The following is a 25,857-nucleotide window of genomic DNA, read 5'->3' on the forward strand; positions in this document are numbered from 1 at the left end:
GAAGAGGAAGCCCGGCAAAACGCCGGGCTTCCTTCTTTGCGAGCACGACAGCAGCCGGCCCGGTCAGTTATTCCGCCCCGATCGTCGTCAGGTCCTGGAACCAGTGTTGCGCCTGCACGAACTTCTTGACCTTCGGCGATAGCGCGTGCGGGTTGGTGTCGTGCACGACCCAGACCAGCACCGCATCGTCGACCACAGCCGCATGCGCCTGCGCGATCAACTCGTCCTGCTTGGCCGGATCGAACGTCTGCTTGGCTTCAGCAATCAGCGCATCGACCTTGGGGTTCTTGTAGCCGCCCCAGTTGACGCCAACGGGCGCGATCTGGTCGGAGGCGAAGAAGCGGACGATCGCGTAGAGCGGGTCCGATGTGACATAGGCGATGTTGTTGGCGGTGATGCCGGCGTTCATCTCGTCCGCCGCGCCCTTGCGCCAATGCGTGTACAGCGTCTCCAACTCGACGACCTTGAAGTCGATGTCGATGCCGATCTCCTTGAAGCTCTGCTGCAGATATTCGTTCATCGGCAGCGACAGCATCTGGCCGGTGCCACCCTGCGCGATGATGAAGGTCGTCTTCAGCGGCTTGGCTGGCGAATAGCCGGCCTCCTCGACCAGCTTCTTGGCGGCGGCGACATCATATTTCAGCTCGAAGCTCGGCTTGCCGAACCACGGGCTCGACGGATCGACCTGGCCCTTGGCGGGCTTGGCGAGGCCGTTCATCAGCCCGACGACCTCGTCGCGGTTGATCGCGAGGTTGAGCGCCCTGCGCAGCCGGATGTCGGTCCAGGGCGATCCCGGCAGCACGCTGAGATGGTAGTTCCAGACATGCGGCGTGACGTTGTCGACGAGCTTCATGCCGGCCGCCTTGAGCTGCGGCACGGCGTCCGGCGCCGGCGTCTCGATCAGGTCGACCTGGCCGGCGAGCAGCGCATTGGTGCGGGTCAGCGCTTCCGGCATCGGCACCAGCACCAGCTTGTCCGTCTTCGGCAGCCGGTCCTTGTTCCAATATTCGGAATTCTTCGTGAGCTCGGCGAGCTCGCGCGGCACCAGCTTGGTCAGCTTGAACGGGCCGGTGCCGGAGGGCTGGCTGGCGAACTTGTCCCAGTCCTTGCCGAGCTTCTCATACTGCGCCGGGCTCGAAATCAGGAACCACAGCATCTGATAGGGGAAGAAGGAGTCGACCGTCTTGGTGGTGATCTCCACCGTGGAGTCGTCGATCTTGGCGTAGCTCGCCACCGACGGCAGCCGCGTCTTCACCTGCGCGCTCTGCCGCTTGTCGAACTGCGGTGCCTTATCGTTGAGCACCTTGTCCAGATTCCAGATCACCGCGTCGGCATTGAAGTCGCTGCCGTCGTGGAACTTGACGCCCTTGCGCAGGGTGAAGCGCCACTTGGTCTTGTCGGCCTCGTCGACCTTCCACTCGCTGGCGAGACCCGGAATCAGCTTGCCCGGTCTGTCGGCTGTGCTCATGTCCCACGCGACCAGCGGATCATAGATCGTATAGCCGGTAAACTGATAGGCGCCGGCGCCGCGATCGGGCTGGCCGGTCGTCAGCGGGATGTCGGCCATCGAGATGCCGTAGCGCAGAACGGTTTCGGCCCGCGCCGCGCCGGCAGAAAGGCCGAGCGTGAGCGCAGCGGCGAGCATTGAGTTGAGGATACGCATGCGGGTGAAGCTCCGTGGCAATCGGATCAATTCGATCCACGAAACCTGCAATCCGGATGCCAAGCCCCGGGCGGTGATCATTTGAGTACAAACGGTTGTGACCTCGCGTCGCAGGGCCGTGCGCGAAGGCATCGCTGGCATAGCCGTTGCATAACGATGCACAGAATTTAGCCAGCTTGATCGGAGATGTTGATCGTGCTTTCGCGTATTGCGACCTCAATGAAGGAACGTGCGGCTGTTGCGGCTGCCATGATGACGACGGTCTCGGCCCTCGCGCTGCCGGCGCAAGCCAGCGCGGAATCCGTGCTGCGCATCGGCATGACTGCGGCGGACATTCCGCGCACGCTCGGCCAGCCCGACCAGGGTTTCGAGGGTAACCGCTTCACCGGCCTCACCATGTATGACGCGTTGACGGCGTGGGACCTGTCGTCGGCGGACAAGCCGAGCGTCGTCATTCCCGGCCTTGCTACCGAATGGAAGGTCGACGACGCCGACAAGACCAAATGGACGTTCAAGCTGCGTCCCGGTGTCACCTTCCATGACGGCGCGCCATTCAATGCCGATGCCGTGGTGTGGAACGTCGAGAAGGTGCTGAAGCAGGACGCGCCGCAATTCGATCCGAGCCAGGTCGGCGTCACCGCCTCGCGCATGCCGACGCTGGCGTCGGCGCGCAAGATCGACGATCTCACGGTGGAGCTGACGACGAAGGAGCCGGACAGCTTCCTGCCGATCAACCTCACCAACCTGTTCATGGCGAGCCCGACCAAGTGGCAGAAGCTCTATGAGGCCGCGACCGGCGCCGACGACAAGGCGAAGTCGCAAGCCGCCTGGGCCGCGTTTGCCAAGGACGCCTCTGGCACCGGCCCGTGGAAGATGAGCAAGTTCACACCGCGCGAGCGGCTGGAGCTGTCGAAGAACGAGGCCTATTGGGACAAGGCGCGCGTGCCGAAGTCCGACAAGATGATCCTGCTGCCGATGCCGGAAGCCAATGCGCGCACCGCGGCGCTGCTGTCCGGTCAGGTCGACTGGGTCGAGGCGCCGGCGCCGGATGCGCTGCCCGAGATCAAGCAGCGCGGCTTCAAGCTCTACGCCAATGAGCAGCCGCATGTCTGGCCCTGGCAGTTCTCGCGCGTCGACGGCTCGCCGTGGAACGACATCCGCGTCCGCAAGGCCGCCAATCTCTGCATCGATCGCGAAGGCCTGAAGGATGGCCTGCTCGCCGGACTGATGGTGCCGGCGACCGGCACCTTCGAGAAGGGCCATCCCTGGCGCGGCAATGTCACCTTCGAGATCAAGTACGATAAGGCGGCCGCACAGAAGCTGATGCAGGAGGCCGGCTACGGCCCGAACAAGAAGCTCGAGGTCAAGACGCAGACCTCGGCGTCGGGCTCGGGCCAGATGCAGCCGCTGCCGATGAACGAGTATCTGCAGCAGGCGCTGGCCGAGTGCTATTTCGACGTCAAGCTCGACGTCATCGAGTGGAACACGCTGTTCACCAACTGGCGCCGCGGCGCCAAGGATCCCTCGGCCAACGGCGCCAACGCCACCAACGTCACCTACGCGGCGATGGATCCGTTCTTCGCGCTGGTGCGCTTCCTGCAGTCCTCGATGGCGCCGCCGGTCTCGAACAATTGGGGCTTCATCAACAATCCGAAGTTCGACGAGCTGGTGAAGAAGGCGCGCCAGACCTTCGATCCCACCGAGCGCGACAAGGCGCTCGCCGAGCTGCATGCGGCCTCGGTCGACGATGCGGCGTTCCTCTACGTCGCCCACGACGTCGGCCCACGCGCCATGAGCCCGAAGGTCAAGGGGGTGGTGCAGCCGAAGAGCTGGTTCATCGACTTCTCGCCGATCTCGGTGGAGCCGTGATCTTGATAGAGGGGTAGTCTCTGCACGTGCGCCGTTGCGCTCGCTCCCCCCTTGTGGGGGAGGGGCGGGGAGGGGGGGCCTCCGGCGGCAGTCTTCGCGTGGACCCCCACCCCCGACCCCTCCCCGCAAGGGGGAGGGGAGTCTTCCATCACCACCTTCTCCCGTATGGTTGAAGGAAGAAACCAGGTGACTCGTGCTCTCTTACGCTGCCAGGCGGATGGTCTATGCGATTCCGATCATCATCGGCGTCGCGCTCGTCTGCTTCATGCTCGTTCACATCACGCCCGGTGATCCCTTGGTCGCGGTGCTGCCGGCCGACGCGTCGCAGGAGCTCGCGCAGCAGCTCCGCGTCGCCTATGGCTTCGACAAGCCGCTGCCGGTGCAGTTCGGGCTATGGCTGTGGCGCGCGGTCAATGGTGATCTCGGCAGCTCGATCGCGACCGGTCGCCCCGTGCTGGCGGAAGTGCTGCGCGCGGTGTCCAACACTGTCACGCTCGCGATCGCGGCCGCCATCATCGGCTTCTCGCTCGGCCTGTTCTTCGGCCTCGTCGCCGGTTATTTCCGCGATAGCTGGATCGACAAGGTCGCGACCTCGATCGCGATCGCCGGCGTCTCGGTGCCGCATTACTGGCTCGGCATGGTGCTCGTCATCATCTTCTCGGTCGAGCTGAACTGGCTGCCCGCGGTCGGCGCGGGTCCGTCCGGCTCGGGCGCGTGGTCATGGGACTGGGCGCATATCCGCTTCCTGGTGCTGCCCGCGATCACCACGTCGGTGATCCCGATGGGCATCATCACCCGCACCGTGCGCGCGCTGACGGGCGACATCCTGAGCCAGGATTTCGTCGAGGCGCTGCGTGCCAAGGGGCTGCGCGAGACCCATGTGTTCCGCCATGTGCTGAAGAATGCCGCACCGACGGCGCTGGCGATCATGGGGCTGCAGCTCGGCTACATGCTCGGCGGCTCGATCCTGATCGAGACCGTGTTCTCATGGCCCGGCTCTGGGCTGTTGTTGAACTCGGCGATCTTCCAGCGCGATCTGCCGCTCTTGCAGGGCACGATCCTGGTGCTCGCGATGTTCTTCGTCATCCTCAACCTCGTGGTCGACATCGCGCAGGCCGCGATCGATCCGCGCATCAAGCGAGGCTAGTGCGGTGAGCGTCAGTCCTACGAGCACGATGAACGACGCCTCGCTGCAGGCCGCACCGGTCGCGAACGCACGCGGCTATTGGGCGACCGTCGGCCGCCGCATCGTCAGGGACAAGGTCAGCATGGTCTGCGTCGCGGTCCTGATGCTGATCCTGCTCTCCGCTTTGCTCGCGCCCTATCTGCATCTCGCCGATCCCTATCAGGGCTCGATGATCCGCCGCCTGCGCCACATCGGCACGCCGAGCTATCCGCTCGGCACCGACGAGCTCGGACGCGACATGCTGGCGCGGCTGATCTATGGCGGCCGGCTGTCGCTGCTGATCGGCATCTCGCCGGTGATCCTCGCCTTCGGCATCGGCACGCTGCTCGGCCTCGTCGCCGGCTATGTCGGCGGCTGGGTCAACACCGCGATCATGCGCACCATCGACGTGTTCTACGCCTTCCCCTCGGTGCTGCTGGCGATCGCGATCTCCGGCGCGCTCGGCGCCGGCATCACCAACTCCATCGTCTCCTTGACCATCGTGTTCGTGCCGCAGATCACCCGCGTCGCCGAGAGCGTCACCACGGGTGTGCGCAACCGCGATTTCGTCGAGGCGGCGCGGGCCTCCGGTGCCTCATCGTTCACGATCATGCGCGCGCACATGCTCGGCAACGTGCTCGGGCCGATCTTCGTCTACGCCACTGGCCTGATCTCGGTATCGATGATCCTCGCTGCGGGTCTCTCGTTCCTCGGTCTCGGCACCAAGCCGCCGGAGCCGGAATGGGGCCTGATGCTGAACACGCTCCGCACCGCGATCTACGTCAATCCGTGGGTGGCGGCGCTGCCGGGCGCGATGATTTTTGCTGTCTCCATCTGCTTCAACCTGCTCAGCGACGGCCTGCGCAGCGCCATGGACATCCGGAGCTGATGATCATGAGTGAAGCAACGGCAGTCACCGGCCTGGAGCCGATCGAGGACCTCGGCGGCAAGGCGCAGCCGCTGCTGCGGGTCGATGGTCTCACCAAACATTTCCCGGTGCGTGGCGGCCTGTTCGGCGCACGCAAGACGGTGCGCGCAGTCGATGATGTCTCGTTCGTCATCGGCAAGGGCGAGACCGTCGGCATCGTCGGCGAGTCCGGCTGCGGCAAGTCGACGACGGCGCGGCTTTTGATGCACCTGATGGAGCGGGATGCCGGCGAGATCATCTTCGACGGCCGCCAGGTCGGGCATGAGATGTCACTGCGCGAGCTGCGTCGCGGCATGCAGATGGTGTTCCAGGATTCCTATGCCTCGCTCAATCCGCGGCTGACGATCGAGGAGTCGATCGCGTTCGGGCCGAAGGTGCACGGCATGACCGACATCGCGGCGCGCTCGCTCGCCCGCGAGCTGCTCGGCAAGGTCGGCCTGCGGCCCGAAACCTTCGCCAACCGCTATCCGCACGAAATCTCCGGCGGCCAGCGCCAGCGTGTCAACATTGCGCGGGCGCTGGCGCTGTCGCCGCGGCTCGTCATTCTCGACGAGGCGGTGTCGGCACTCGACAAATCGGTCGAGGCGCAGGTGCTCAACCTGCTGATGGACCTCAAGCGCGAGTTCGGCCTGACCTATCTGTTCATCAGCCACGACCTCAACGTCATCAACTACATCTCCGATCGCGTATTGGTGATGTATCTCGGCGAGGTCGTCGAGCTCGGCCCGGTCGAGCAGGTCTGGGCCAAGCCGGCGCATCCCTATACACGGGCGCTGCTGGCGGCGATGCCGTCATCCGATCCGGACCGGCGCACCGAGACGCCGCCGCTCTCCGGCGATCCGCCGAATCCGATCGATCCGCCGGCCGGCTGCCGGTTTCATACCCGCTGTCCGTTCGCGGAGGTGCTCTGCTCGAATGTCGCGCCAAGATTGACGGAGCTGGATACAATGGGCCATCAGGCCGCCTGCCACATGGCGATATCAGGTTCGGGACACAGCCGTGCGCCGGCCGCCTGAAGGGCAGACACCAGCAGCGAGAAGCGGAATGACCAGACCCACGCCCCAACAAGTCAGTGCCATCGCGGAGGCCTCCGGGCTGCCCGTCGACAAGGAGGTTGCGACCCGCATCGCCGACTCGATCGGACCGGCCTTCGACAACTTCGCCGCGGTCGCCGGCACCCTGCCGTTCGACCTGGAGCCTGCGAGCTACGTCGTGGCGCAGACGCTGAAGGTGGGCCGATGAGCACCGAACCTTCCTTGATGACCCTGACCGACGTCGCGAAGGCGATCGCGGACAGGAAGCTCTCTTCGGTCGAGGTGACGCGCTCCTGCCTGCACCGCATCGCGCAATGGCAGCCGAAGCTGAACGCCTTCATGGCGATCGAGTCCGAGCCGGCGTTGAAGGCGGCCGCCGAGGCCGATTCCGCCCTGGCCAAGGACGGCCAGAAGGGCCCGCTGCATGGCGTGCCGCTCGCCCACAAGGACATGTACTACGAGGCCGGCCACATCTCGACCTGCGGCTCGCTGATCCGGCGCGACTTCGTGGCGACGACGACGTCGACCGCGCTGCAGCGGCTGAAGGATGCCGGATCGATCCGGCTCGGCACCTTGCAGATGGCCGAGTTCGCCTATGGCCCGACCGGCCACAACGCGCATTACGGTCCGGTGCACAATCCCTGGAAGCTCGGCTACGTCACCGGCGGCTCGTCGTCCGGCTCCGGCTCGGCGGTCGGCGCGCGTCTCACCTTTGCGGCGCTCGGCTCCGACACCGGCGGCTCGATCCGCATGCCCGCGAATTTCTGCGGCGTCACCGGCCTGAAGGTCACCTGGGGCCGCGTCAGCCGCGCCGGTGCGATGCCGCTGTCGCAGTCGCTCGACACGGTCGGACCTCTTGCTCAGACTGCCGAGGATTGCGCGTTGCTGCTCGGGCTGATGGCCGGTCCTGATCCCGAGGATCCGACCGCCAGCGCCGCGCCCGTGCCGGACTATGTCGCGGCCACCCAGGCCTCGATCAAGGGTCTCAGGATCGGCGTGCCCAAGGCGTTCTATGTCGACGACCTCGATCCTGAGGTGGCGCGCTGTCTCGATGCGACGATCGCGGTGCTGAAGACCGAGGGCGCCGATGTGGTTCAGGTCGAGCTGCCGGATCAGCGCCAGCTCACCGCAGCCTGCCAGCTTGTGCTCGCGGTCGAGGCGGCCGCCTTCCACAAGCGCTGGATGATCGAGCGGCCGCAGGACTATGGCCCGCAGGTGCTGATGCGGCTGCAGAACGCGCTGGCCGTTTCCGGTGTGACCTATCTCGAAGCGCTGCGCTGGCGCGGTGCGGCCCTGGCGGCGCATGTCGCAGCGACGTCAGGCGTCGATGCGGTGGTCGCACCGGTGTCGCCGCTGGTGACACCTTCGATCGTCGAGAGTGACGTTGGCGGCGCGCCGGGTGCGGAGGCCGTGATCCAGCGCATCACCCGCTTCACCCGCCCGGTGAACTATCTCGGCCTGCCATCGCTGGCGATCCCGACCGGCTTCACGTCGATGGGTCTTCCGGTCGGCATGCAACTGATCGGCCGCGCGTTCGATGAGGCTACGATCCTGACCATCGGCGCCGCCTTCCAGCGCGCGACTGATTTCCACGCCAGGGTGCCGACGCTGCCATGAGGGAGACCTGTGCATACCGTCCGACGATCTCACCCTCCCCTGGAGGGGGAGGGTCGATTGCGCATGGCATGCGCAATCGGGGTGGGGTGACGGTCTCTCCCCTTGGAAGCGAGTCAATGGAGGGGCTGTCACCCCACCCCGTCTCGCATTCCGCTGCGCTTCATGCGAGCCGACCCTCCCCCTCCAGGGGAGGGTGGCAGCTCACTTCGCAATTGGCCACGGCGTTCCTGACGGCAAGGTGAGATAGCCTCCCCATGACCAACCTCGTCGAGATCGACAATCTCACCATCCGCTTCACCGGCGAGCGCACCGTGCATGCGGTGAACGACGTCAGCCTGTCGCTCGGCGACGGCGAGGTGCTCGGCCTGCTCGGCGAGTCCGGTTCGGGCAAGAGCGTGACCATGCGGGCGCTGATGCGGCTGTTGCCGAACAAGCGGACGCAGATCTCTGGCAGTGTCAAGGTGCTGGGCCGCGACGTGCTGGCGATGAACGACGAGGAGCTGTCGCAGTTTCGCGGCCGCTCCGTGTCGATGATCTTCCAGGAGCCGGGGCTTGCGCTCGATCCGGTCTATACCATCGGCCGGCAGATCGCCGAGACCGTCATGCGGCACGAGGGCAAGAGTTTTGCAGAAGCGCAGGCGCGGGCGCTGGAGATGCTCGACGTCGTCAGGATTCCCTCGGCGAAGCGTCGCCTGGAGTCCTATCCGCACGAGATGTCCGGCGGCATGCGCCAGCGGGCGATGATCGCGCTGGCACTGGCGTGCCGGCCGAAAGTGCTGCTCGCGGACGAGCCCACCACCGCACTCGACGCCACCGTGCAGATCCAGATCCTGCTGCTGCTGCGCGAACTGCAGCGCGAGTTTGGCATGTCCGTCATCTTCGTCACCCACGACATCGGCGTCGCGATCGAGATCTGCGACCGCCTCGCCGTGATGTATGCCGGAGAGATCGTGGAGCAGGGCAGCTTGCGCGAGATCGTGCGCCAACCCATGCACCCCTATGCGCGCGGCCTGCTGGCTTCGACGATCCACGGTGCCAGGCGCGGTGAGCGGCTGCAGACCATTCCCGGCACGCCACCCTCGCTCGACCGGGCGCCGCGGAGCTGCTCGTTCGCACCGCGCTGCAGCCTGGCGCAGCCGCGCTGCTCGGAGGCGATGCCGCCGAACATTGCGCTCGGACCGCAGCGGCTGGCGCGCTGTATCCTGGCCGAGGCGCCGGCAAGTGTGGCGGCGACGTAACGGTTCGCCCGAAACGCGCTACTCACCGGCCGAAACCGTGCATCGCGTGTCGAAGCGTCGCGGCGGCCTCGCTAAGGTGCTGGCACGCGTGGGACCGATCGTCCGCGCCGGATGAGGACGCGCCATGCACGTATCGAACGAAGGTATCCTGGTCATTCTGTTCGTTGGCCTGGTTGCAGGCTGGCTCGCGGGCAAGATCGTGCGCGGCACCGGCTTCGGGCTGGTCGGCGACATCGTGATCGGCGTGCTCGGCGCTTTGGTCGCGAGCCTGATCTTCCCGCGGCTTGGCGTCCGGATCGGGACCGGCCTCGTGTCGGAAATCGTCTATTCCGCGCTCGGCGCCATCATTCTTCTGCTGGTGGTGCGGCTGGTGCGGACCGGCGGGCGGCTCTAGGGCTTGCGATCCGGCGCGGCTGAACGTTTGCACTGCGCCACGCGACATACCCAAGCACATAGCTATTTACGCTAAAGTGAGCATCGTTGGACGCTCACCGCAGGAATCAGTATATTTCGCCTTGTTTGCCGCCAGTTTGTGCTTTTGATCGGCGGTCATGCAGCTCATCTGATCAATTGAAGAGATGGTGGTGATGGCGGCCGCACCTCACGTGAGGCAATCCGAGCTCAGCGATGCCTTGCGCGGTTGCCGCAGCGCCTTCATCGGCGTTGGGGCGATGAGCTGCATCATCAACCTGCTCTACCTCACCGGCTCGATCTTCATGCTCGAGGTCTACGACCGGGTGCTGCCCAGCCGGTCCGTGCCGACCCTGATCGGCCTGATCATCATCGCCGCCGGGCTGTACGCCGCCCAGGGCGCGCTCGACATGATCCGTAGCCGTATTCTCGGCCGCATCGGCACCGCCCTGGATGAGAGCCTGAACGCGCGGGTGTTCGACACCGTGGTGCGGTTGCCGCTGGCGGCCGGCGGTCGCAACGAAGGGCTGCAGCCGTTGCGCGACCTCGACAACATCAGGAGCTTTCTCGGCAGCCAGGGGCCGGGCGCGTTCTTCGATCTGCCGTGGCTGCCGCTGTATCTGGCAATCTGCTTCGCCTTTCACGTGATGCTCGGCGTCACCGCGCTGGCCGGCGCCATCATCCTCGTCACCCTGACGCTGATCACCGAATTCCTCACCCGCACTCCCGCCAAGGAGGCGATGGGGCTCGCCGCCCGCCGCAATGATCTCGCCACCGCAAGCCGGCGCAACGCGGAGGTGCTGGTCGCGATGGGCATGACCGGGCGCATGCTGTCGCGTTGGAGCGAGACCAACGAGAAATATCTCGCCGGCAACCAGCGCGCCAGCGACGTCGCCGGCGGCCTCGGCGCCATCGCCAAGGTGCTGCGCATGATGCTGCAGTCCGCGGTGCTCGCGGTCGGCGCCTATCTCGTGATCCATCAGGAGGCGACCGCGGGCATCATCATCGCCGGCTCGATCCTGAGCGCGCGGGCGCTGGCGCCGGTCGATCTCGCGATCGCGCATTGGAAGAGCTTCGTTGCCGCGCGCCAGAGCTGGCGCCGTCTCAGCCATCTGTTGCAGACGATGCCGCAGCGACCGGCGCCGACCCTGTTGCAGCCGCCGGTCGGCAAGCTCTCGGTCGAGGCCATCTCGATCGTCGCGCCCGGCGATCAGAAGGCGATCGTGCAGGACGTGAGCTTCGCGCTGTCCGCCGGCAACGGCCTTGGCATCATCGGCCCGAGCGCGTCGGGCAAGTCGTCGCTGGTCCGCGCGCTGGTCGGCGTCTGGCGTCCGGTGCGCGGCCATGTCCGGCTCGACGGCGCGGCGCTCGACCAATGGTCGACGGACGAGCTCGGCCGCCACATCGGCTATCTGCCGCAGGATGTCGAGCTGTTCGGCGGCACCGTGGCGCAGAACATCTGCCGCTTCGATCCGAAAGCCTCCGCCGACGGCATCATCGCCGCCGCCAAGGAGGCCGGCGTGCACGACATGATCATCAAGATGCGCGACGGCTACGATACAGAGATCGGCGAGCAGGGCGCCGCGCTCTCGGCGGGCCAGGCGCAGCGCGTGGCGTTGGCGCGCGCGCTCTATGGCAACCCGTTCCTGATCGTGCTCGACGAGCCCAACTCCAATCTCGACACCGAAGGCGACGAGGCGTTGTCGCGCGCGGTGCGCTCGGCGCGGGCGCGCGGCGCGATCGTGGTCATCGTCGCACACCGGCCGATCGGCATCGAGGCGGTCGATCAGGTCCTGGTGATGAAGGATGGCCGCGCGCAGGCCTTCGGTCCGAAGGAGACGGTGCTGGCGCAGGTGCTTCAGCCGCGCCCGCCGGCACCGATCAAGATCGTCTCGGAGGCCGGAGTGACGAAGTCATGAGCAGTCAGGTCGTCGCTGGTCCTCTTCCGAGGGCGCGCAAGCCGGAGAGCGTGCGCGAGTCGATAAGGCGTCACCTGCTGGTCGGCATGGGCGTCGTCGTTGCAGTCGCCGGCGGGCTCGGCGGCTGGGCCGCGACGCAGCAGATCTCCGGCGCGTTGATCGCGCCGGGCCAGATCGTGGTCGAATCCAATGTCAAGAAGGTGCAGCATCCGACCGGCGGCGTGGTCGGCGAGCTCCGGGCGCGTGACGGCGACGTCGTCAAGTCCGGCGACATCGTGGTGCGGCTCGACGACACCGTGACCAAGGCTTCTCTCGCCATCGTCACCAAGAATCTCGATGCGTTGCAGGCGCGCGCCGCCAGGCTCGAGGCCGAGCAGCGGGGCTGGGCCAAGATCCTGTTTCCGCCGCAGTTGCTGCAGCGCATGAGCGATCCCGAGGTCAAGAGCCTGACGGCGAGCGAGACCAAGCTGTTCGAGGTCCGCGTCAACGGCCGCATCGGCCAGAAGGCGCAGCTGCGCGAGCGCGTCACCCAGCTGAACGAGGAGATCGAGGGCCTCTCGGCGCAGGTCAGCGCCAAGGACCAGGAGATCGCGCTGGTGCAGAAGGAGCTCGACGGCGTGCGCCAGCTCTATGAGCAGCATCTGGTGCAGCTGTCGCGGCTGACGACGCTGGAGCGCGACGCCGCCCGCCTCAACGGCGAGCGCGCGCAATTCATCGCGGCGCGGGCGCAGGCCAAGGGCAAGATCAGCGAGACCGAGCTGCAGATCATCCAGGTCGACAAGGATATGGTCAGCGAGGTGTCCAAGGATCTGCGCGAGACCACCGACAAGATCGGAGAGTTCGTCGAGCGCAAGGTCACCGCCGAGGACCAGCTCCGCCGCGTCGACATCCGCGCGCCGCAGGACGGCATGGTGCTGCAGTCCTCCGTGCATACCGTTGGCGGCGTCATCACCGCCGGTGACACCATCATGCTGATCGTGCCGCAGAGCGACGACCTCCAGGTCGAGGCCAAGGTCAATCCGCAGGACATCGACAAGCTGCAGGTCGGCCAGAAGACGCTGCTGCGGCTCTCCGCCTTTAACCAGCGCACCACGCCCGAATTGAACGGCGTCGTCAGCCGCGTCTCGCCCGACGTCACCACCGACCAGCGCACCGGCCAGAGCTATTACACCATCCGCGTCTCGATGCCGCCGGAGGAGATCGCCCGGCTCGGCGACGTCAAGCTGATTCCGGGCATGCCGGTCGAAGCCTTCGTCCAGACCGGCGATCGCACCGTGATCTCCTACCTGATGAAGCCGCTGCACGACCAGCTGATGCGTGCGTTCCGGGAGAAGTGAGGCAAGGGCGACACGCCGCTGCTTCGAGACCATTGGCGCTGCCCCAAACTCAGTGTCATCCCCGCGAACGCGGGGATCCATAACCACCGGCGGACATTGGCTTGCCCGAAGGCTCAACGTGTGGCCTGCCTCAAGCGAGATCACGCGGTATGGGTCCCGGGTCGGCGCCCGCTGACGCTTTGCGTCACCGGGCTTGCCCGGGACGACACCGGAGCACTTACTGTTCGAGCTTCGTCAGCAACAGCTCCAGCGCGCTTTTCGCGAACAGCTGCATGTTGGCAAAGCGGTCGCTGCGGCCGCTCTCCAGAGTGACCACAGCGGTCGCGGGGCCGGCCACCGCGAAACAGGCATGGCCAGCGGCGTCGCCATAGCGGTTACCGGTCGGGCCGGCCGCGCCGGTCTCCGACAAGCCCCAATCGGTCGCAAAGCGTGTCCTGATCTGCCGCGCCAGCAGCTCCGCATAGGGCTCTGACGCCGAGCGAATGCCCTTCATCGCCTCGTCCGGAATGTCCATCAGCACGCGGCGGGCGTCGCGCGTATAGACCACGGCGCCGCCGAGGAAATAGGCGGAGGCGCCGGGCACCGCGAGCAGCGCCGCCGCGATCAGGCCGCCGGCGGAGGACTCCGCAACGGCAATGGTCTGCTTGTTGGCGATCAGCCGCGCCGCGACCTTCTCGGCGACAGCGATGAGGTGCTGCATGGCGGTCATCCTTCGGCAGCGTCGACACCCGCTGCCGCCGGCTGCTGTTCATTCCCCACCATCATGCGCCGAAAGCGCGCGCCAAGGAAGGCGCTGCCCCTCGCAGCGATCACGCAATGACCGGCTCGCGCGCCGCGACGGCCTGGCGGCCGCCGCGATAGACGGTCATCGCTGCGATGATACCGAGCACGGCGGCGCACATCAGCCAGTAGCCGGGCGAGGCCTTGTCGCCGGTCTTGTTGATGAGCCAGGTCGAGACCGCCGGCGTCGCGGTGCCGAACAGCCCAGCCGCCAGCGCAAAGGCGATCGAGAAGCAGGTGGTGCGGACATGCGCAGGCACGATCTCGACCAGGCAGCCCAGCATGGTGCCGCTGTAGACGCCGAAATAGAACGAGAACAGCATTTCGACCGCGAGCAGCTTGCCGAAGCTCGGCGCCGCCGCGAGCCAGTGCAAGGCGGGATAGGCGGTCAGCAACGCCAGAGCCGCGATGGTCACCAGCACCGGCTTGCGCCCGATCCGATCCGACACCGCGCCGCCAACCGGATTCCATAAGAAGTTGGTCACGGCGACCAGCAAAGTGACGAGCAGTGAATCCGCCGCCGACAGCTTCAGTTCCTTGCCGAAACCGGGACCGTAGACGGTGATGAAGTAGAACATCGTCGTGGTCAGGACCGCGATCATCATGCCGAGGATCACGATGCGCCAGTTCTCCAGCGCCGAGGCGAACACTTCGCGCGCGGTCGGGTGCTTCTTCATGGCGAGGAAGGCCGGCGTCTCCTCCAGCGTGCGGCGCAGGAAGAAGATCAGCGGAATGATCAGGCACCCGATGAAGAACGGGATGCGCCAGCCCCAGGCCGCCACCATGTCCGCCGGCATGGCCTGGTTGAGCACATAGCCGATGACCGACGCGACGAAGATCGCGACCTGCTGGCTGGACGACTGGAACGAGGTGTAGAGGCCGCGATTGCCGGGCGTGGAGATCTCGGACAGATAGACCGACACGCCGCCGAGCTCGACGCCGGCCGAGAAGCCCTGCAACAGCCGCCCGAGCAGCACGATGATCGGGGCCGCGATGCCGATCGTCGCATAGGTCGGGCAGAACGCGATGACAACGGTGCCGACCGCCATGATGCCGAGCGTCACGATCAGGCCCTGGCGCCGGCCGATCTTGTCGACATAGGCACCGAGCACGATCGCGCCGACCGGCCGCATCAGGGCGCCGAGCCAGAACACGCCATAGGCGTTCAGCAGAGATGCAGTCTCGTTCTCCGATGGGAAGAACGCCTTGGCGATGATCGGGGCATAGAACCCGAACAGGAAGAAGTCGAACTGCTCGAGGAAATTGCCGCTGGTGGCGCGCAGGATCGCGCCGATGCGCGAATGGATCGTAGCCGGCTGCGGGATTGACGTTGAGGACACGCGGGGAAACTCCTACCGTCGAGAGGCTCGTGCGGAGGATTTCTACGCCGGCCGAGGGGAAAGGTGCGACAATCTGCCACACCAGGCCCTGGCGGCCAATAGCTTTGCGCTCAAGGCGCCCTAGGCCTGAACAGAATTGCCGGCGGCCGACTTCTGCTGCGTTGCATCCTTCAGCCATTGCCGGAACGCCTTCAGCTTCGGCGGATCGGTTCGTCCCTCCGGGGTCACCAGATAGAACCCCGCGTCGCTCGGCAGCGCCATCTTGAACGGCACCACCAGCCGGCCCTTGGCGATGTCGTCCTGGACGTAGGCTGTGCGGCCGATCGCGACGCCGAGCCCGTCGATCGCAGCCTGGACGGTCATCAGCGACAGGTCGAAGCTCAGCCGGCCCTGCCTCGACATCTCCACCGGCAGACCCGCCGCGGTCAGCCAGAGCCGCCAGTCGTCGTCATAGCCGCCGCTGGCCTGCAGCAGCGTGTGATGCGCGAGGTCCTCCGGACAGCGTAGCGGCTTGTCGCCCTGCAGCAGCGCCGGACTGCACACCGGAAACAGCTCGTCGGCCATCAGCCATTCGGCCCGGACGCCCGGCCAGTGGCCGCGGCCATAGCGGATCGCAGCGTCGACGTCGTCCTTGCGGAAGTCGACCAGGGTGGTCGAGGTCGTGATCCGCACGTCGATGCCGGGATGGGCTTCCTGGAATGCCGTCAGCCGCGGCAGCAGCCATTTGGCGGCCAGCGAGGCGATGGTGGAGACCGTCAGCACCTTGGCGTTGTCCTTGCGCACCAGCCGCTCGGTCGCCAGCCGGAGATCGTCGAACGCCGCCCGCACTAGCGGGAGATAGTCGCGGGCCTGCGGCGTCAACGCCAAGCTTCGGTTCTGGCGGACGAAAAGGCGCAGCCCGAGCTCATCCTCCAGGCGCTTGATCTGATGGCTGATCGCGGTCTGCGTCACGTTCAGTTCGGAGGCCGCGCGGGTGAAGCTCAGATGCCGCGCCGCGGCCTCGAACGCCCGCAATCCATTCAGCGACGGCAGCCGGGTCACTCAGGGTCTCCCGTTTACATGACGTTATATCATCCGAAGCGGTAGTAAATGTCGTTTGTAGATGAAAGGCAAGCCTCCGATAGTGCACGCTCAGTGCAATACAGGAGGCTTTCATGTCATTCTACGTCTCCTCGTCAATGACGAAACATCATACTCCCGGCTTCTGGTCGGGGGTGGCCGAGCTGCTCGCCGCCTGGCGCCTCCGCTACCGCACACGGCACGAGCTGGCGCAATGGTCGGAGCGCGACCTGCACGACCTCGGCCTGTCCCGTAGCGATATCGCCGCCGAGATCGACAAGCCGTTCTGGCGGGGTTGAGCCCCTCACTCGTCCCGTCGCGCCGGCGCCGCTCCGCAAAGGAGGGCGCCGGCAATTTGATCTCCGCCGGAGTCCGTCATGCCGACGTCCGCCGTTGCCGATTTCGCCGCCGCGTCCAACGCCATTCACACCCGGCGTGGCGAGGAGGTGCGGCTGCGCTTCGTGACATCGGCTGATGCCGAGGCGCTGCAGACCTATGTGCGTTCCTTGAGCCCGCGCTCGCGTCACAAGCGTTTCCTCGGCGCGCTGAGCGAACTGCCTCCGGCTGTGCTCGACGATTTCGTCGCGCTCGGCCGCAACGACCGTTACAGCCTGATCGGCGAGATGGATCACGACGGCGTCGAGAGCATCGTAGCCGAAGCGCGCTACGCGCTCGACCGCGATACCGGCCGCGTCGAGTTCGGCCTGTCGGTGCAGGACCGCTGGCAGGGCCACGGCATCGGCCCGGCGCTGATCGCGAATCTCGAGCACCGTGCGGTTGCGCTCGGCGGCGTCACGCTGTCGGGTGACGCGCTGCGTACCAACGACGTGATGATTGCGCTCGCCAGGAAGTCCGGCTTCGATCTTCGCCAGTATCCCGATGACTGGACCTTGGTGCGGTTCGAGAAGGAGCTGAGGCACCGGTCTACGGAATCGCCAAGCGGTGGCCTGAGGGTAGTGGACCGTGAGCCACGCATCATAGCACATTCATGATATGACGTCCGTCCTGCCACGCGCAGGCGGGGTATCCCATACGCTGCGGTCTGTCCACGTTCCTCTCCGCGAGCTGCGCGTACTGGATCGCCCGGTCAAGCCGGGCGATGACAGTCGTTGTGAGGCGAGCATCGGCAATCGAATGACTACGCCGCGCCTCAAAACATCTCCACCCACGGCCTGAGCTCGATCTCCCAGCTCCAGGCGCTGCGCGGCTGCTGCAGCACGCTCCAATAGCTGGCAGCGATGGCGTCCGGGTCGAGCATCGAGTCCGGGCGCTCGGCGGGCTCCTGCCTTGCCGCACTCCTGATCCCGCCGTCGATGACGAAGTGCGCGACGTGGATGCCCTGCGGCGACAGTTCGCGCGCCATGCTCTGGGCGAGGCCGCGCAGCGCGAACTTGCCCATCGCGAACGGCGCCGACTGGGCGTAGCCCTTCACGCTGGCGGAGGCGCCAGTGAACAGGATCGCGCCGTGCTTGTTCGGCAGCATGCGCTGTGCCGCCTGCTGCGCCACCAAGAAGCCGCCGAAGGCGCTGACGGCAATCGACTGCTGCACGTCGGCCGGCACGAGATCGGTGAGCGCTCCGCGCGCCCGCGCGCTGGCATTGTAGACCACGAGATCAGGCGCGCCGATCTCGCGCTCGACGATGCCGAACAGCCGCTCGACCTCCTCCGGATTGGTCGCATCGCAGGGGTAGGCGCGGGCGCCGGTCTCGTTGCAGAGCGCGCCGAGCTTCTCGATCTTGCGCGCAGCCAGCGCCACGCGGATCTTCTCGCGCGCGAACAGCCGCGCCAGCGAGGCCGAGAGCCCTTCGCCGGCACCGACGATGAGGGCGATCTTGTAGGCTGGGATATCCATGGGCAGGTCCTTGGGCCAAAGCGTCCGCAGGCATCAAGCTAATGCACCGGCGGCCGACTTCCTACGGCTCGTCCCCACATTTTTGCCACGCGCCCTCAGGTGGGGCGCGGCTGCAATCCGGCGAGGCAACCAATCTCCTCCAGCACGACGTCGAGTCGGCTGCGATCGTGCAGGAACGCGTATTTGCCGCGGAGCATGGCCAACGAGCGCGCATGATATTTCTGCGGCTTCTGTGTCCACGTGAAGTCACCCAGCTGCACGCTGAAGACGTCGCGCTGTCCCGCCAGTGCCTGCTCGTTGGCGAGCGTCCACGGCATGAACAGCGCGCCGACTTGGCGGGTCAGGATCGGCATCAAGGTCAGTGACAGTTCCGGCCACAGCTCGAACTCGCCTTCGGCGCGCGGCCATAGCATGCGGTGGATCCAGGCCAGCACATGCGGCGCGCGGCCTTCGATCAGGGCGCCGGCGGTCGGATCGGTCCACAGCTCGTAGAGCTGGCCCCACAGTCCGAAATCGCCGTAGGCCGGACGGTGGCCGAACAGATACGGCCTGACCGAGAGATGTCGTTCGAGCAGGTCGAGCATTTCGGCAAAGCCCTGCTCGATCTGCGGCGCGTTGATCTCGTTCGAGCCGACATACCAGAGCCGCTCGACCATGCGGGCGCGGACTTTATCCGCCACTTCGCCGCACTCGGCCTCGTCCGCCCTGGGGGCGCGGATGCGGGCGATGCGTCCGGCCGAGGCGCGCTGATCGAGATCACGGGCTCAGCGATAATGGAACATCCACTTGTTGCCCCACTCGTCGCCGAACTCCTCAAGGCCGAGATGAAGCTCGTCAGCGCGTCGCCGGGATGAATCGTGGGTTGCGGAAAGTCGAGCTCCAGCGCGTCGATGATCGGCGTCGAATCCTGCATCGGCACCTCGCCGGGGCCGACCACCAGCGGAATGATCGGCAGCTTGGCGTGCCGCGCGAACTCCGCCTCGCTTTCCGCATTGCGCAATATCCATTGATGCGGAATGCCCTTGTAACGCAGATACGATCGCACCTTGACCGAATAGGGCGACATCTCCGCCCCGAAGATGCGATAAACCTCCGTCGGCTGATTGGTCATGGATCTGCTCCCGGTTCGGCGCACGCCGCTGCTTGTTGTGTATCCCATCAGGCGCAACCTGTCGAAGAGTCCATCAGAGACTTGCGGAAACGAACGAGGGCTTAACGATCATGCATCAGTTCCTGAAACGCGATGACGTGATGACCGGCGGCGCGAGGCCGGAGTTGCTGGCGCCCGATACCACGGGGCTGAACTTCTATCGCGCCGATCCGGCGCTCACCGATCTCCTGCGCATCCATCTGCCCGAGACGCTGTTTCGGCACCTCGTGCCGCATCTCGACCGTCTCGGCGAGCTCGCCGGCTCCTATCTCGACGAATGCGCCCGCTTGGCTGACCGTCATGGCCCCGTGCTGCACCAGCGCGACCGCTTCGGCCGCGACGTGCAGTGGGTCGAGTATCATCCCGCGTATCGCGAGCTGGAGCGCGCCGCCTTTGGCGAGTTCGGCATTCATGCGATGTCGATCCGCAAGGGCATTCTCGGCTGGCCGAGCAAATATCCCGTCGCGGCAAAGCACGCCTTCACCTTCCTGTTCAACCAGGCGGAGTTCGGTCTGGGCTGTCCGATCAATGTCACCGATGGCTGCGCCAAGCTGCTGGCGAGCTTCGGCAGCGACGGGCTCAAGGCCAAGTACCTCGATGGCCTGACGCAGACCGACATGAGAAAGCTGACCCAGGGTGGCCAGTTCATGACCGAGAAGGAGGGCGGCTCCGATGTCGGCACCTTGACGACGGTCGCCGTCCCGGAGGGCGACCATTGGCGCCTGCATGGCGAGAAATGGTTCTGCTCCAATGCCGATGCGAAAGTGGTGATGCTGCTGGCGCGGCCGCAAGGTGCCGAAGCGGGAACGCGCGGCGTCGGCCTGTTCTTGATGCCGCGCTTCCTCGATGACGGCAGCCAGAACCATTATCGGATCGTGCGCCTCAAGGACAAGCTCGGCACCCGCTCGATGGCCTCGGGCGAGATCAAGCTGGAGGGCGCGATCGCCTATGCGGTCGGGCGGCTCGATCGCGGCTTCGTGCAGATGGCCGAGATGGTCAACTCGTCGCGTCTCTCCAACGGCGTCAAGTCGACTGCGCTGATGCGGCGGGCCTGGCACGACGCGATCACGGTCGCGCGCAACCGCGTGGTGTTCGGAAAACGCATCGTCGACCTGCCGCTCGGGCGTCGGCAATTGATGAAGATCCTGCTCGCGACCGAGCAGGCGCTGTCGATGAGCTTCCTCACCGCCGACGCGCTCGACCGTGCCGAGGCCGGCAGCCAGGAGGCCGCGGCGCTGCTGCGCATCCTGACGCCGACATTGAAGTTCCGTGCCACGCGCGACGCGCGCAAGGTCTGCGGCGATGCCTTGGAGATGCGCGGCGGCATCGGCTATGTCGAGGAGTTCGTCACCGCGCGGCTGCTGCGCGACGCCCATCTCGGCTCGATCTGGGAGGGCACCGGCAACATCGTCGCGCTCGATGCGCTGAAGCGCGCCGTGGGCCGGCACGGTGCGGAGGCCGCGCTGGCAGCCGACCTGCATGCGCGGCTCGACGACAGCGCCGCCGTGCCGCAGGCCTGGCGCGATCAGCTGCATCGACTCGTGGATCGTGCCGTCGGCTTTGCGCGCGAGGTCGCTGGACGCGCCGACAATGAGTCCGAAGCGCGCCGCGCCACCAGCCTGCTGTATCACGTGGCGAGCGCCGTCTCGACGACCTGGGAAAGCGCGCGCATCCACGTGATGCGCGGCGACGCGCGCAGGCTGTTGCTGGCGAAGCTCGTCGTCGCGCACCGGCTGACGCCGTCCGATCCGTTCCGGCTTGCGGAAAATAGGATGGATGATGCGATCGCCACGCTGCTGCTCGGCGAACGTACCGCTGACATGGAGGAGGTTGGCGAACTGCTGTCAGCGGCGTAGGCTTGCCGCGACCAACAACAAACAAGATCGGGAGAACGCCAATGAAAGCCGCCGTGCTGATGGAGGTCAACAAGCCGCTGGTGATCGAGGACATCAGTGTGCCCAAGCCGGGGCCGCGGGAAGTGCTCATCCGCACGGCGGTGGCCGGTCTCTGCCATTCCGACCTGCACTTCATCGAAGGCCTGTATCCGCATCCGCTGCCCGCCGTGCTCGGCCATGAATCGGCTGGGATCGTCGAGCAGGTCGGCGCCGACGTAACCTATGTGAAGCCGGGCGATCATGTCGTCACGTGCTTGTCCGTGTTCTGCGGCACCTGCGACAACTGCACGACGGGCCGCCCGGTGCTGTGCACCGATACGACGGTGAAGATGCCGCCCGGCGCCTCCAACCGGCTGTCATGGGGACGAAGTGAGAAGCTGCACCAGTTTCTCAACCTCTCGTCCTTCGCCGAGCAGATGCTGGTGCACGAGAATGCGATCGTGAAGATCCGCCCGGACATGCCGCTCGACCTCGCGGCGCTGATCGGCTGCGGCGTCATCACCGGCTATGGCGCCGTCGTCAACACGGCGCGGGTGCAGGCCGGCGAGACGGTGGCCGTGATCGGCTGCGGCGGCGTCGGCATGGCTGCGATCAACGGCGCCGAGATCGCGGGCGCGGGCCGCATCATCGCCATCGACACCAATCCGGCCAAGCTGCAGCTCGCGACGAAACTGGGTGCGACTGACATCATCAATCCCGCTGAGGGCGACGTCGTGGCGCAGGTGCGCGAGCTCACCAAGGGCGGCGTGCATCACGCCTTCGAGGTGCTCGGGCGCAAGGAGACCGCCGAGCAGTCCTTCGCGATGCTGGCGCCTGGCGGCACCGCGACCATCGTCGGCATGATCCCGTTCGGCCAGAAGATCGAGCTGCACGGCTTCGACTTCCTGCGCGAGCGCCGCATTCAGGGCTCGTCGATGGGCTCCAACCACTTCCGCGTCGACATGCCCCGCCTCATCGAGTTCTACCTGCGCGGCAAGCTGCACCTGGAGGACTGGATCTCCGCCAAGCTGAAGCTGTCCGAGATCAACGAGGGCTTTGCCAACATGAAAGCCGGCAAGACGCTGCGCAGCGTGATCATGTTCGACGCGTGAGGTGGGTGGTCGGGTGTGAGGCAGGTGATGAGGTTCGGCGGGTCTGCCTATTAGTTACCTGTCATGCCCGGGCTTGACCCGGGCATCCAGCCTCTCTGGAAGATGGATGGCCGGGTCAAGCCCGGCCATGACGATGTAGGACGACGGCGGAATTTGGCGAGGCGTTGTTGAAGAAGCCCGATCGCTAACTAGTCCGCAAACAGCGGCGGCGGAACGAAGCCGCCGAACTCGCGCTCGATCAGCTCGGCGAGCTTGAGCGGCGTGCGGTCCTCGAAGTACGGGCCGACGATCTGCACCCCGACCGGCAGGCCGTCGGCAAGCCCAAGCGGAATCGCGGTGGCGGGCAGTCCGGGCAAGGTGGCGATGCCCGGCCAGGCGAGCTGATCGGTGTAGCAGTGCTCGACGCCGTCGATGCTGATGCGGCGCTGCTCCTGGTCGGCCGAATGGTCGTGCGGATAGGCCGGCGTCGGCATGATTGGGCAGATCACGGCATCGAAATTCTCGAACAGCGTTCGCCATTGCGCGCGCAGCCGCGCCCGCGCCCCGCCGGCCTGCACCCAGTCGCGATGGCTGAGCGCGATGCCGCGCAGCCGCTCGGCCGCGAGGCTCGCTGCCTCCTTCGGCAATTGCGCGGCCGCGTGGCTGGCGCCGGCGTGGACCTCCGCCGGCATGGTGGCGCCGATGAAGCCGAGCAGCATGCGCATGTAGAGCCGGCTCGATGCGGCGAAGTCCGGCAGCAGCGGGCTCTCCGTCGTGACGCTGACGCCGGCCCGCGCGAGGTCGGCCGCCAGCCGCTCGATCGCGCCGCGCACGGCGCTGTTGGTCGGCAGCAGCGGATCGCTCGCGACCACCAGCACGCGGAAATCCTGCAGGCGACCGTGACGCGGCGGCGGCAGGTCGAGGCGAAACGCCTTGCCGGCTTCGAGCGGGTCGGGGCCTGCGATCACATCGAGCAGCAGCGACAGATCAGCGGCCGAGCGGGCCATCGGGCCGACGACGGCGAGGTCCGCCTCGCCCGGCAGCGGCTGAAACGGCGGTGGCGTGTGGCCGCGCGAGGCCGCGAGGCCGTAGGTCGGCTTGTGCGCGGTGACGCCACAATGAAACGCGGGGACCCGGAGCGAGCCGCCGATATCGGAGCCGAGCGACAGCGAGCCGTAGCCGGCCGCCAGTGCCGCGGCCGATCCGCCGGACGAACCGCCTGGCGTGCGGTCGAGATCGTAGGGATTGTTGGTGGTGCCGTAGATGTCGTTGTAGCTCTGCCAGTCGCCGAGCCCGAGCGGCACGTTGGTCTTGCCGAGCACGATGCCGCCGGCATCCTTCACGCGCGTCACGGTCAGCGCATCCTCGGCCGCGATGAAATCCCTATGCTGCGGAAAACCCCAGGTCGTCGGCAGGCCGGCGACGTTGTAGGATTCCTTCACCGTGAGCGGAAGGCCGAGCAGGGGCCGCCGTTCGCCGCGCGCCAGCGCCGCGTCGGCGACGTCAGCGGCAGCGAGCGCGCGCTCGAAATCGCGCACGCAGACGGCGTTGATATCGGAGTCATGACGTTCGATGCGGTCGATGGCGAGCTTGGTCAGCTCCACCGACGAGATCTGACGATCTGCCAATGCCTTCGCCGTGTCGACGGCGGTTGCGAACGTCCATTGCGGTGCGGCCAAGGTCGATCCTCCCGGTACGATGTTTGCCGGGAGTCTTAACCGATGCGGATGGCGATCGCTTGACCAAAATTGCGGACTATCCTCTAGCCCGGCAGCATCCGCTGCATGACGCGGTCGCGATAGATGAAGACGTGCGCGATCGCGGCGGCGACGTGAACGACGATCAGGATCAGCAGCAGCCATTCGGAGGCCTGGTGCAGCCCGTCGATGGCGCGGTTACCGGCCGGGTTGCGCGCGGCCAGCATCGGCAACGGAAGCAGGTAGAAGAACGACACGCTCCAGCCGCGGAAGGAGGCGAACAGCCAGCCGGTGATGGTGCTCGCCAGCACCATCACATAGAGCATCCAGTGCACGACCTCCGAGCTCAGCCGCTGCCAGGGCGGCAGCGAGCTCTCCGGTGCGACCGGATGGGTGAGCCGCCAGACGAAGCGCACGGCGATCAATGCCAGAATGGTGAGACCGAACGAGATGTGCAGGATCATCGGCGCGCCGGGGGGAGTGTTCGCGTGCAGGTCCGGCATCAGCCAGCCGATCGGATACTGGATGGCGAGCAGCGCCACCACCAGCCAGTGCAGGATCTTCGCGGGCGTGCCGTAATGCAAGCGTGGCGTCATGACGAGTTTTCCGTTGCGGTCGGTCTGGCGCCATCAGCCTCGCGGCTGGACGTTTCGCAAGACGCCGGGGTGCGGATGCTAGGCCGCTCCTATGAGAATTCCGACGCCGAGCACGATGATGCCGCCGAGCACGATCTGGAACACCGCCTGCAGGAACGGCGTGTCCATGTAGCGCGCGCGGATGTAGGCGATCGCCCACAGCTCGAAGAATACGACGAGACTGGCGATCGCGGTCGCAATCCAGAACGCGTTGGTCCAGGAGTCCGGGACGAGATAGGGCATCGTGTGCCCCAATCCGCCGAGCGTCGTCATCGCGCCGCACACAGCGCCGCGCAGCCACGGCGAGCCGCGGCCCGTCAGCGAGCCGTCGTCGGACAGCGCCTCGGCAAAGCCCATGCTGATGCCGGCACCGATCGAGGCGGCGAGACCGACCAGGAAGGTCTGGAAGTTCTGATGTGTGGCGAAGGCGGCGGCGAACAGCGGCGCCAGCGTCGAGACCGAGCCGTCCATCAGGCCGGCGAGACCGGGCTGGACATATTGCAGCACGAACACGCGCCGCCGCGTCTCGTCCTCCTTGTGCCGGACGTCCGGGCTGAGGATCTTGTCGGTCAGTTTCGCCGCGACCTTCTCGTGGCCCTTCTCGGCCTCGGCGAGATCGCCGAGCAGCCGGCGCACGCCGACGTCCTTGGCCTGCTCGGCGGCCTTGGCGTAGAAGCGCTCGGCCTCGAACTCCATCGTGCCGACCTCGCGGCGGATGGCGTCGAGCGACAGGTTCTTGGTCAGCCAGATCGGCCGGCGCTGCATGAAGCCCTTGACGTTCTCGCGCCGGATCGGCGGCAGGTTCTTGCCGAAGCGCTCCTCATAGAGCTCGAGCAGCATGTGGCGGTGGCCCTTCTCCTCCTCGGCCATCTGCTCGAACAGCTTGGCCGAATCCGGATAACGTTCCGCCAGATCCTCCGCGAAGCTCATATAGATGCGGCCGTCTTCCTCTTCGGCCGAGATCGCGATTGCCAGGATCTCGCGCTCGGTGAGGTCGGCGAAGTTCTTCATTCCAAGGTCCCCGGATCTTTCGCTCTCAACATTCGAGTATTTAGAACGTTTCTAAAGTCTATATGGATTTGCTGCACCGCGGTCAAACTCCGGCCGCAGATTGGTCGCGAAACCCTTTCGTGACGTCGCATTCAAGCTCCAGTCATGGAACTGCGAGGATAGTCCGTCGTTCGCGTTCCGCTCAGCC

Annotated in this window: 23 protein-coding genes and 1 pseudogene; 14 read left to right on the forward strand and 10 right to left on the reverse strand. The window is 66.2% G+C overall.

The genetic code is table 11. The features are described from left to right. Nucleotides 1–67: 67 nt before the first annotated feature. A complete protein-coding gene (locus tag QX132_RS30855) occupies nucleotides 68–1,663 on the reverse strand; it encodes an ABC transporter substrate-binding protein (protein ID WP_316163649.1) in 1,596 nt (531 codons plus the stop codon). 219 nt (nucleotides 1,664–1,882) lie between these two features. On the opposite strand from QX132_RS30855, the gene QX132_RS30860 reads away from it, so the two are divergent. The 10 genes from QX132_RS30860 to QX132_RS30905 all read left to right on the forward strand — a co-directional run bounded on the left by QX132_RS30860 (nucleotide 1,883) and on the right by QX132_RS30905 (nucleotide 13,181). After that, nucleotides 1,883–3,532 (forward strand): ABC transporter substrate-binding protein, encoded by a 1,650-nt coding sequence (locus QX132_RS30860; protein WP_410052921.1) that lies wholly within the window; start codon nucleotides 1,883–1,885, stop codon nucleotides 3,530–3,532. A 193-nt stretch (nucleotides 3,533–3,725) separates the two neighbouring features. Next, nucleotides 3,726–4,679, forward strand: coding sequence for an ABC transporter permease (locus QX132_RS30865; protein ID WP_315775550.1), 954 nt, complete (start codon nucleotides 3,726–3,728; stop codon nucleotides 4,677–4,679). A 28-nt stretch (nucleotides 4,680–4,707) separates the two neighbouring features. After that, nucleotides 4,708–5,586, forward strand: coding sequence for an ABC transporter permease (locus tag QX132_RS30870; protein WP_316163669.1), 879 nt, complete (start codon nucleotides 4,708–4,710; stop codon nucleotides 5,584–5,586). 5 nt (nucleotides 5,587–5,591) lie between these two features. Then, complete coding sequence (locus QX132_RS30875) at nucleotides 5,592–6,641, forward strand: oligopeptide/dipeptide ABC transporter ATP-binding protein (protein WP_316163650.1); 1,050 nt, start codon at nucleotides 5,592–5,594, stop codon at nucleotides 6,639–6,641. Between the two features lie 28 nt (nucleotides 6,642–6,669). Next, complete coding sequence (locus tag QX132_RS30880) at nucleotides 6,670–6,867, forward strand: hypothetical protein (RefSeq protein ID WP_006611297.1); 198 nt, start codon at nucleotides 6,670–6,672, stop codon at nucleotides 6,865–6,867. After that, entirely contained in the window at nucleotides 6,864–8,276 is a 1,413-nt protein-coding gene (locus tag QX132_RS30885; protein ID WP_316163651.1) for an amidase, read from the forward strand. Before QX132_RS30880 ends, QX132_RS30885 begins: the two co-directional genes overlap by 4 nt. A 254-nt stretch (nucleotides 8,277–8,530) precedes the next feature. After that, a complete protein-coding gene (locus QX132_RS30890) occupies nucleotides 8,531–9,514 on the forward strand; it encodes an ABC transporter ATP-binding protein (protein WP_316163652.1) in 984 nt (327 codons plus the stop codon). Between the two features lie 124 nt (nucleotides 9,515–9,638). Further along, nucleotides 9,639–9,908, forward strand: a complete 270-nt coding sequence (locus QX132_RS30895) for a GlsB/YeaQ/YmgE family stress response membrane protein (RefSeq protein ID WP_315713716.1) — start codon at nucleotides 9,639–9,641, stop codon at nucleotides 9,906–9,908. A 193-nt stretch (nucleotides 9,909–10,101) separates the two neighbouring features. Next, entirely contained in the window at nucleotides 10,102–11,844 is a 1,743-nt protein-coding gene (locus QX132_RS30900) for a type I secretion system permease/ATPase (protein WP_315734816.1), read from the forward strand. Further along, nucleotides 11,841–13,181, forward strand: coding sequence for an HlyD family type I secretion periplasmic adaptor subunit (locus QX132_RS30905; RefSeq protein WP_315753615.1), 1,341 nt, complete (start codon nucleotides 11,841–11,843; stop codon nucleotides 13,179–13,181). Before QX132_RS30900 ends, QX132_RS30905 begins: the two co-directional genes overlap by 4 nt. A 217-nt stretch (nucleotides 13,182–13,398) precedes the next feature. On the opposite strand, the gene QX132_RS30910 is transcribed toward QX132_RS30905, so the two are convergent. The 3 genes from QX132_RS30910 to QX132_RS30920 all read right to left on the reverse strand — a co-directional run bounded on the left by QX132_RS30910 (nucleotide 13,399) and on the right by QX132_RS30920 (nucleotide 16,342). Then, nucleotides 13,399–13,881 carry a CinA family protein gene (locus tag QX132_RS30910; protein WP_316163653.1) on the reverse strand — a complete coding sequence of 161 codons (483 nt, stop codon included), beginning with the start codon at nucleotides 13,879–13,881 and terminating at the stop codon, nucleotides 13,399–13,401. A gap of 109 nt (nucleotides 13,882–13,990) precedes the next feature. Next, nucleotides 13,991–15,301, reverse strand: a complete 1,311-nt coding sequence (locus QX132_RS30915) for an MFS transporter (RefSeq protein ID WP_315775542.1) — start codon at nucleotides 15,299–15,301, stop codon at nucleotides 13,991–13,993. A 120-nt stretch (nucleotides 15,302–15,421) separates the two neighbouring features. Then, nucleotides 15,422–16,342 carry a transcriptional regulator GcvA gene (locus QX132_RS30920; protein ID WP_315734808.1) on the reverse strand — a complete coding sequence of 307 codons (921 nt, stop codon included), beginning with the start codon at nucleotides 16,340–16,342 and terminating at the stop codon, nucleotides 15,422–15,424. A gap of 113 nt (nucleotides 16,343–16,455) precedes the next feature. Here QX132_RS30920 and QX132_RS30925 point away from each other — a divergent pair, with 113 nt between their 5' ends. Both QX132_RS30925 and QX132_RS30930 read left to right on the forward strand, forming a co-directional pair. Next, nucleotides 16,456–16,659, forward strand: coding sequence for a DUF1127 domain-containing protein (locus QX132_RS30925; protein ID WP_315734806.1), 204 nt, complete (start codon nucleotides 16,456–16,458; stop codon nucleotides 16,657–16,659). 78 nt (nucleotides 16,660–16,737) lie between these two features. After that, complete coding sequence (locus QX132_RS30930) at nucleotides 16,738–17,352, forward strand: GNAT family N-acetyltransferase (protein ID WP_316163654.1); 615 nt, start codon at nucleotides 16,738–16,740, stop codon at nucleotides 17,350–17,352. Nucleotides 17,353–17,510: 158 nt separating this feature from the next. Here the strand turns inward: QX132_RS30930 and QX132_RS30935 are convergent, their stop codons facing one another. The 3 genes and pseudogenes from QX132_RS30935 to QX132_RS30945 form a co-directional block, all read right to left on the reverse strand. Then, the gene (locus QX132_RS30935; RefSeq protein ID WP_315734802.1) at nucleotides 17,511–18,212 is read right to left on the reverse strand and encodes an SDR family NAD(P)-dependent oxidoreductase; all 702 of its coding nucleotides are present in this window, start codon (nucleotides 18,210–18,212) and stop codon (nucleotides 17,511–17,513) included. A gap of 95 nt (nucleotides 18,213–18,307) precedes the next feature. Beyond that, nucleotides 18,308–18,892, reverse strand: coding sequence for a glutathione S-transferase C-terminal domain-containing protein (locus QX132_RS30940; RefSeq protein ID WP_316163655.1), 585 nt, complete (start codon nucleotides 18,890–18,892; stop codon nucleotides 18,308–18,310). 239 nt (nucleotides 18,893–19,131) lie between these two features. Then, nucleotides 19,132–19,371: pseudogene (locus QX132_RS30945) on the reverse strand (glutathione S-transferase N-terminal domain-containing protein); the annotation flags it as partial. Between the two features lie 62 nt (nucleotides 19,372–19,433). Between QX132_RS30945 and QX132_RS30950 the strand changes: the two are divergent. After that, complete coding sequence (locus tag QX132_RS30950) at nucleotides 19,434–21,218, forward strand: acyl-CoA dehydrogenase family protein (protein WP_315797115.1); 1,785 nt, start codon at nucleotides 19,434–19,436, stop codon at nucleotides 21,216–21,218. Between the two features lie 41 nt (nucleotides 21,219–21,259). Further along, a complete protein-coding gene (locus QX132_RS30955; protein ID WP_316163656.1) occupies nucleotides 21,260–22,348 on the forward strand; it encodes a Zn-dependent alcohol dehydrogenase in 1,089 nt (362 codons plus the stop codon). A 188-nt stretch (nucleotides 22,349–22,536) separates the two neighbouring features. On the opposite strand, the gene QX132_RS30960 is transcribed toward QX132_RS30955, so the two are convergent. From QX132_RS30960 to mbfA, 3 genes are all read right to left on the reverse strand, one after another. Continuing rightward, complete coding sequence (locus QX132_RS30960) at nucleotides 22,537–24,006, reverse strand: amidase (RefSeq protein ID WP_316163657.1); 1,470 nt, start codon at nucleotides 24,004–24,006, stop codon at nucleotides 22,537–22,539. An 83-nt stretch (nucleotides 24,007–24,089) separates the two neighbouring features. Next, nucleotides 24,090–24,620 (reverse strand): cytochrome b, encoded by a 531-nt coding sequence (locus tag QX132_RS30965; protein WP_315783794.1) that lies wholly within the window; start codon nucleotides 24,618–24,620, stop codon nucleotides 24,090–24,092. Nucleotides 24,621–24,698: 78 nt separating this feature from the next. Further along, entirely contained in the window at nucleotides 24,699–25,670 is a 972-nt protein-coding gene (gene mbfA, locus QX132_RS30970) for an iron exporter MbfA (protein WP_315713729.1), read from the reverse strand. Nucleotides 25,671–25,857: the final 187 nt, after the last annotated feature.

The sequence above is a fragment of the Bradyrhizobium sp. SZCCHNRI20481 genome (assembly GCF_032485055.1).
Classification (GTDB): Bacteria; Pseudomonadota; Alphaproteobacteria; order Rhizobiales; family Xanthobacteraceae; genus Bradyrhizobium.

Coding starts and splice junctions, on each gene's coding strand:
- QX132_RS30870 (WP_316163669.1), top strand. CDS start 4,708: ATGAACGACGCCTCGCTGCAGGCCGCACCGGTCGCGAACGCACGCGGC.
- QX132_RS30895 (WP_315713716.1), top strand. CDS start 9,639: ATGCACGTATCGAACGAAGGTATCCTGGTCATTCTGTTCGTTGGCCTG.
- QX132_RS30930 (WP_316163654.1), top strand. CDS start 16,738: ATGCCGACGTCCGCCGTTGCCGATTTCGCCGCCGCGTCCAACGCCATT.
- QX132_RS30880 (WP_006611297.1), top strand. CDS start 6,670: ATGACCAGACCCACGCCCCAACAAGTCAGTGCCATCGCGGAGGCCTCC.
- QX132_RS30900 (WP_315734816.1), top strand. CDS start 10,102: ATGGCGGCCGCACCTCACGTGAGGCAATCCGAGCTCAGCGATGCCTTG.
- QX132_RS30955 (WP_316163656.1), top strand. CDS start 21,260: ATGAAAGCCGCCGTGCTGATGGAGGTCAACAAGCCGCTGGTGATCGAG.
- mbfA (WP_315713729.1), bottom strand. CDS start 25,670: ATGAAGAACTTCGCCGACCTCACCGAGCGCGAGATCCTGGCAATCGCG.
- QX132_RS30965 (WP_315783794.1), bottom strand. CDS start 24,620: ATGACGCCACGCTTGCATTACGGCACGCCCGCGAAGATCCTGCACTGG.
- QX132_RS30860 (WP_410052921.1), top strand. CDS start 1,883: ATGAAGGAACGTGCGGCTGTTGCGGCTGCCATGATGACGACGGTCTCG.
- QX132_RS30890 (WP_316163652.1), top strand. CDS start 8,531: ATGACCAACCTCGTCGAGATCGACAATCTCACCATCCGCTTCACCGGC.
- QX132_RS30935 (WP_315734802.1), bottom strand. CDS start 18,212: ATGGATATCCCAGCCTACAAGATCGCCCTCATCGTCGGTGCCGGCGAA.
- QX132_RS30885 (WP_316163651.1), top strand. CDS start 6,864: ATGAGCACCGAACCTTCCTTGATGACCCTGACCGACGTCGCGAAGGCG.
- QX132_RS30875 (WP_316163650.1), top strand. CDS start 5,592: ATGAGTGAAGCAACGGCAGTCACCGGCCTGGAGCCGATCGAGGACCTC.
- QX132_RS30855 (WP_316163649.1), bottom strand. CDS start 1,663: ATGCGTATCCTCAACTCAATGCTCGCCGCTGCGCTCACGCTCGGCCTT.
- QX132_RS30925 (WP_315734806.1), top strand. CDS start 16,456: ATGTCATTCTACGTCTCCTCGTCAATGACGAAACATCATACTCCCGGC.
- QX132_RS30910 (WP_316163653.1), bottom strand. CDS start 13,881: ATGCAGCACCTCATCGCTGTCGCCGAGAAGGTCGCGGCGCGGCTGATC.
- QX132_RS30950 (WP_315797115.1), top strand. CDS start 19,434: ATGCATCAGTTCCTGAAACGCGATGACGTGATGACCGGCGGCGCGAGG.
- QX132_RS30905 (WP_315753615.1), top strand. CDS start 11,841: ATGAGCAGTCAGGTCGTCGCTGGTCCTCTTCCGAGGGCGCGCAAGCCG.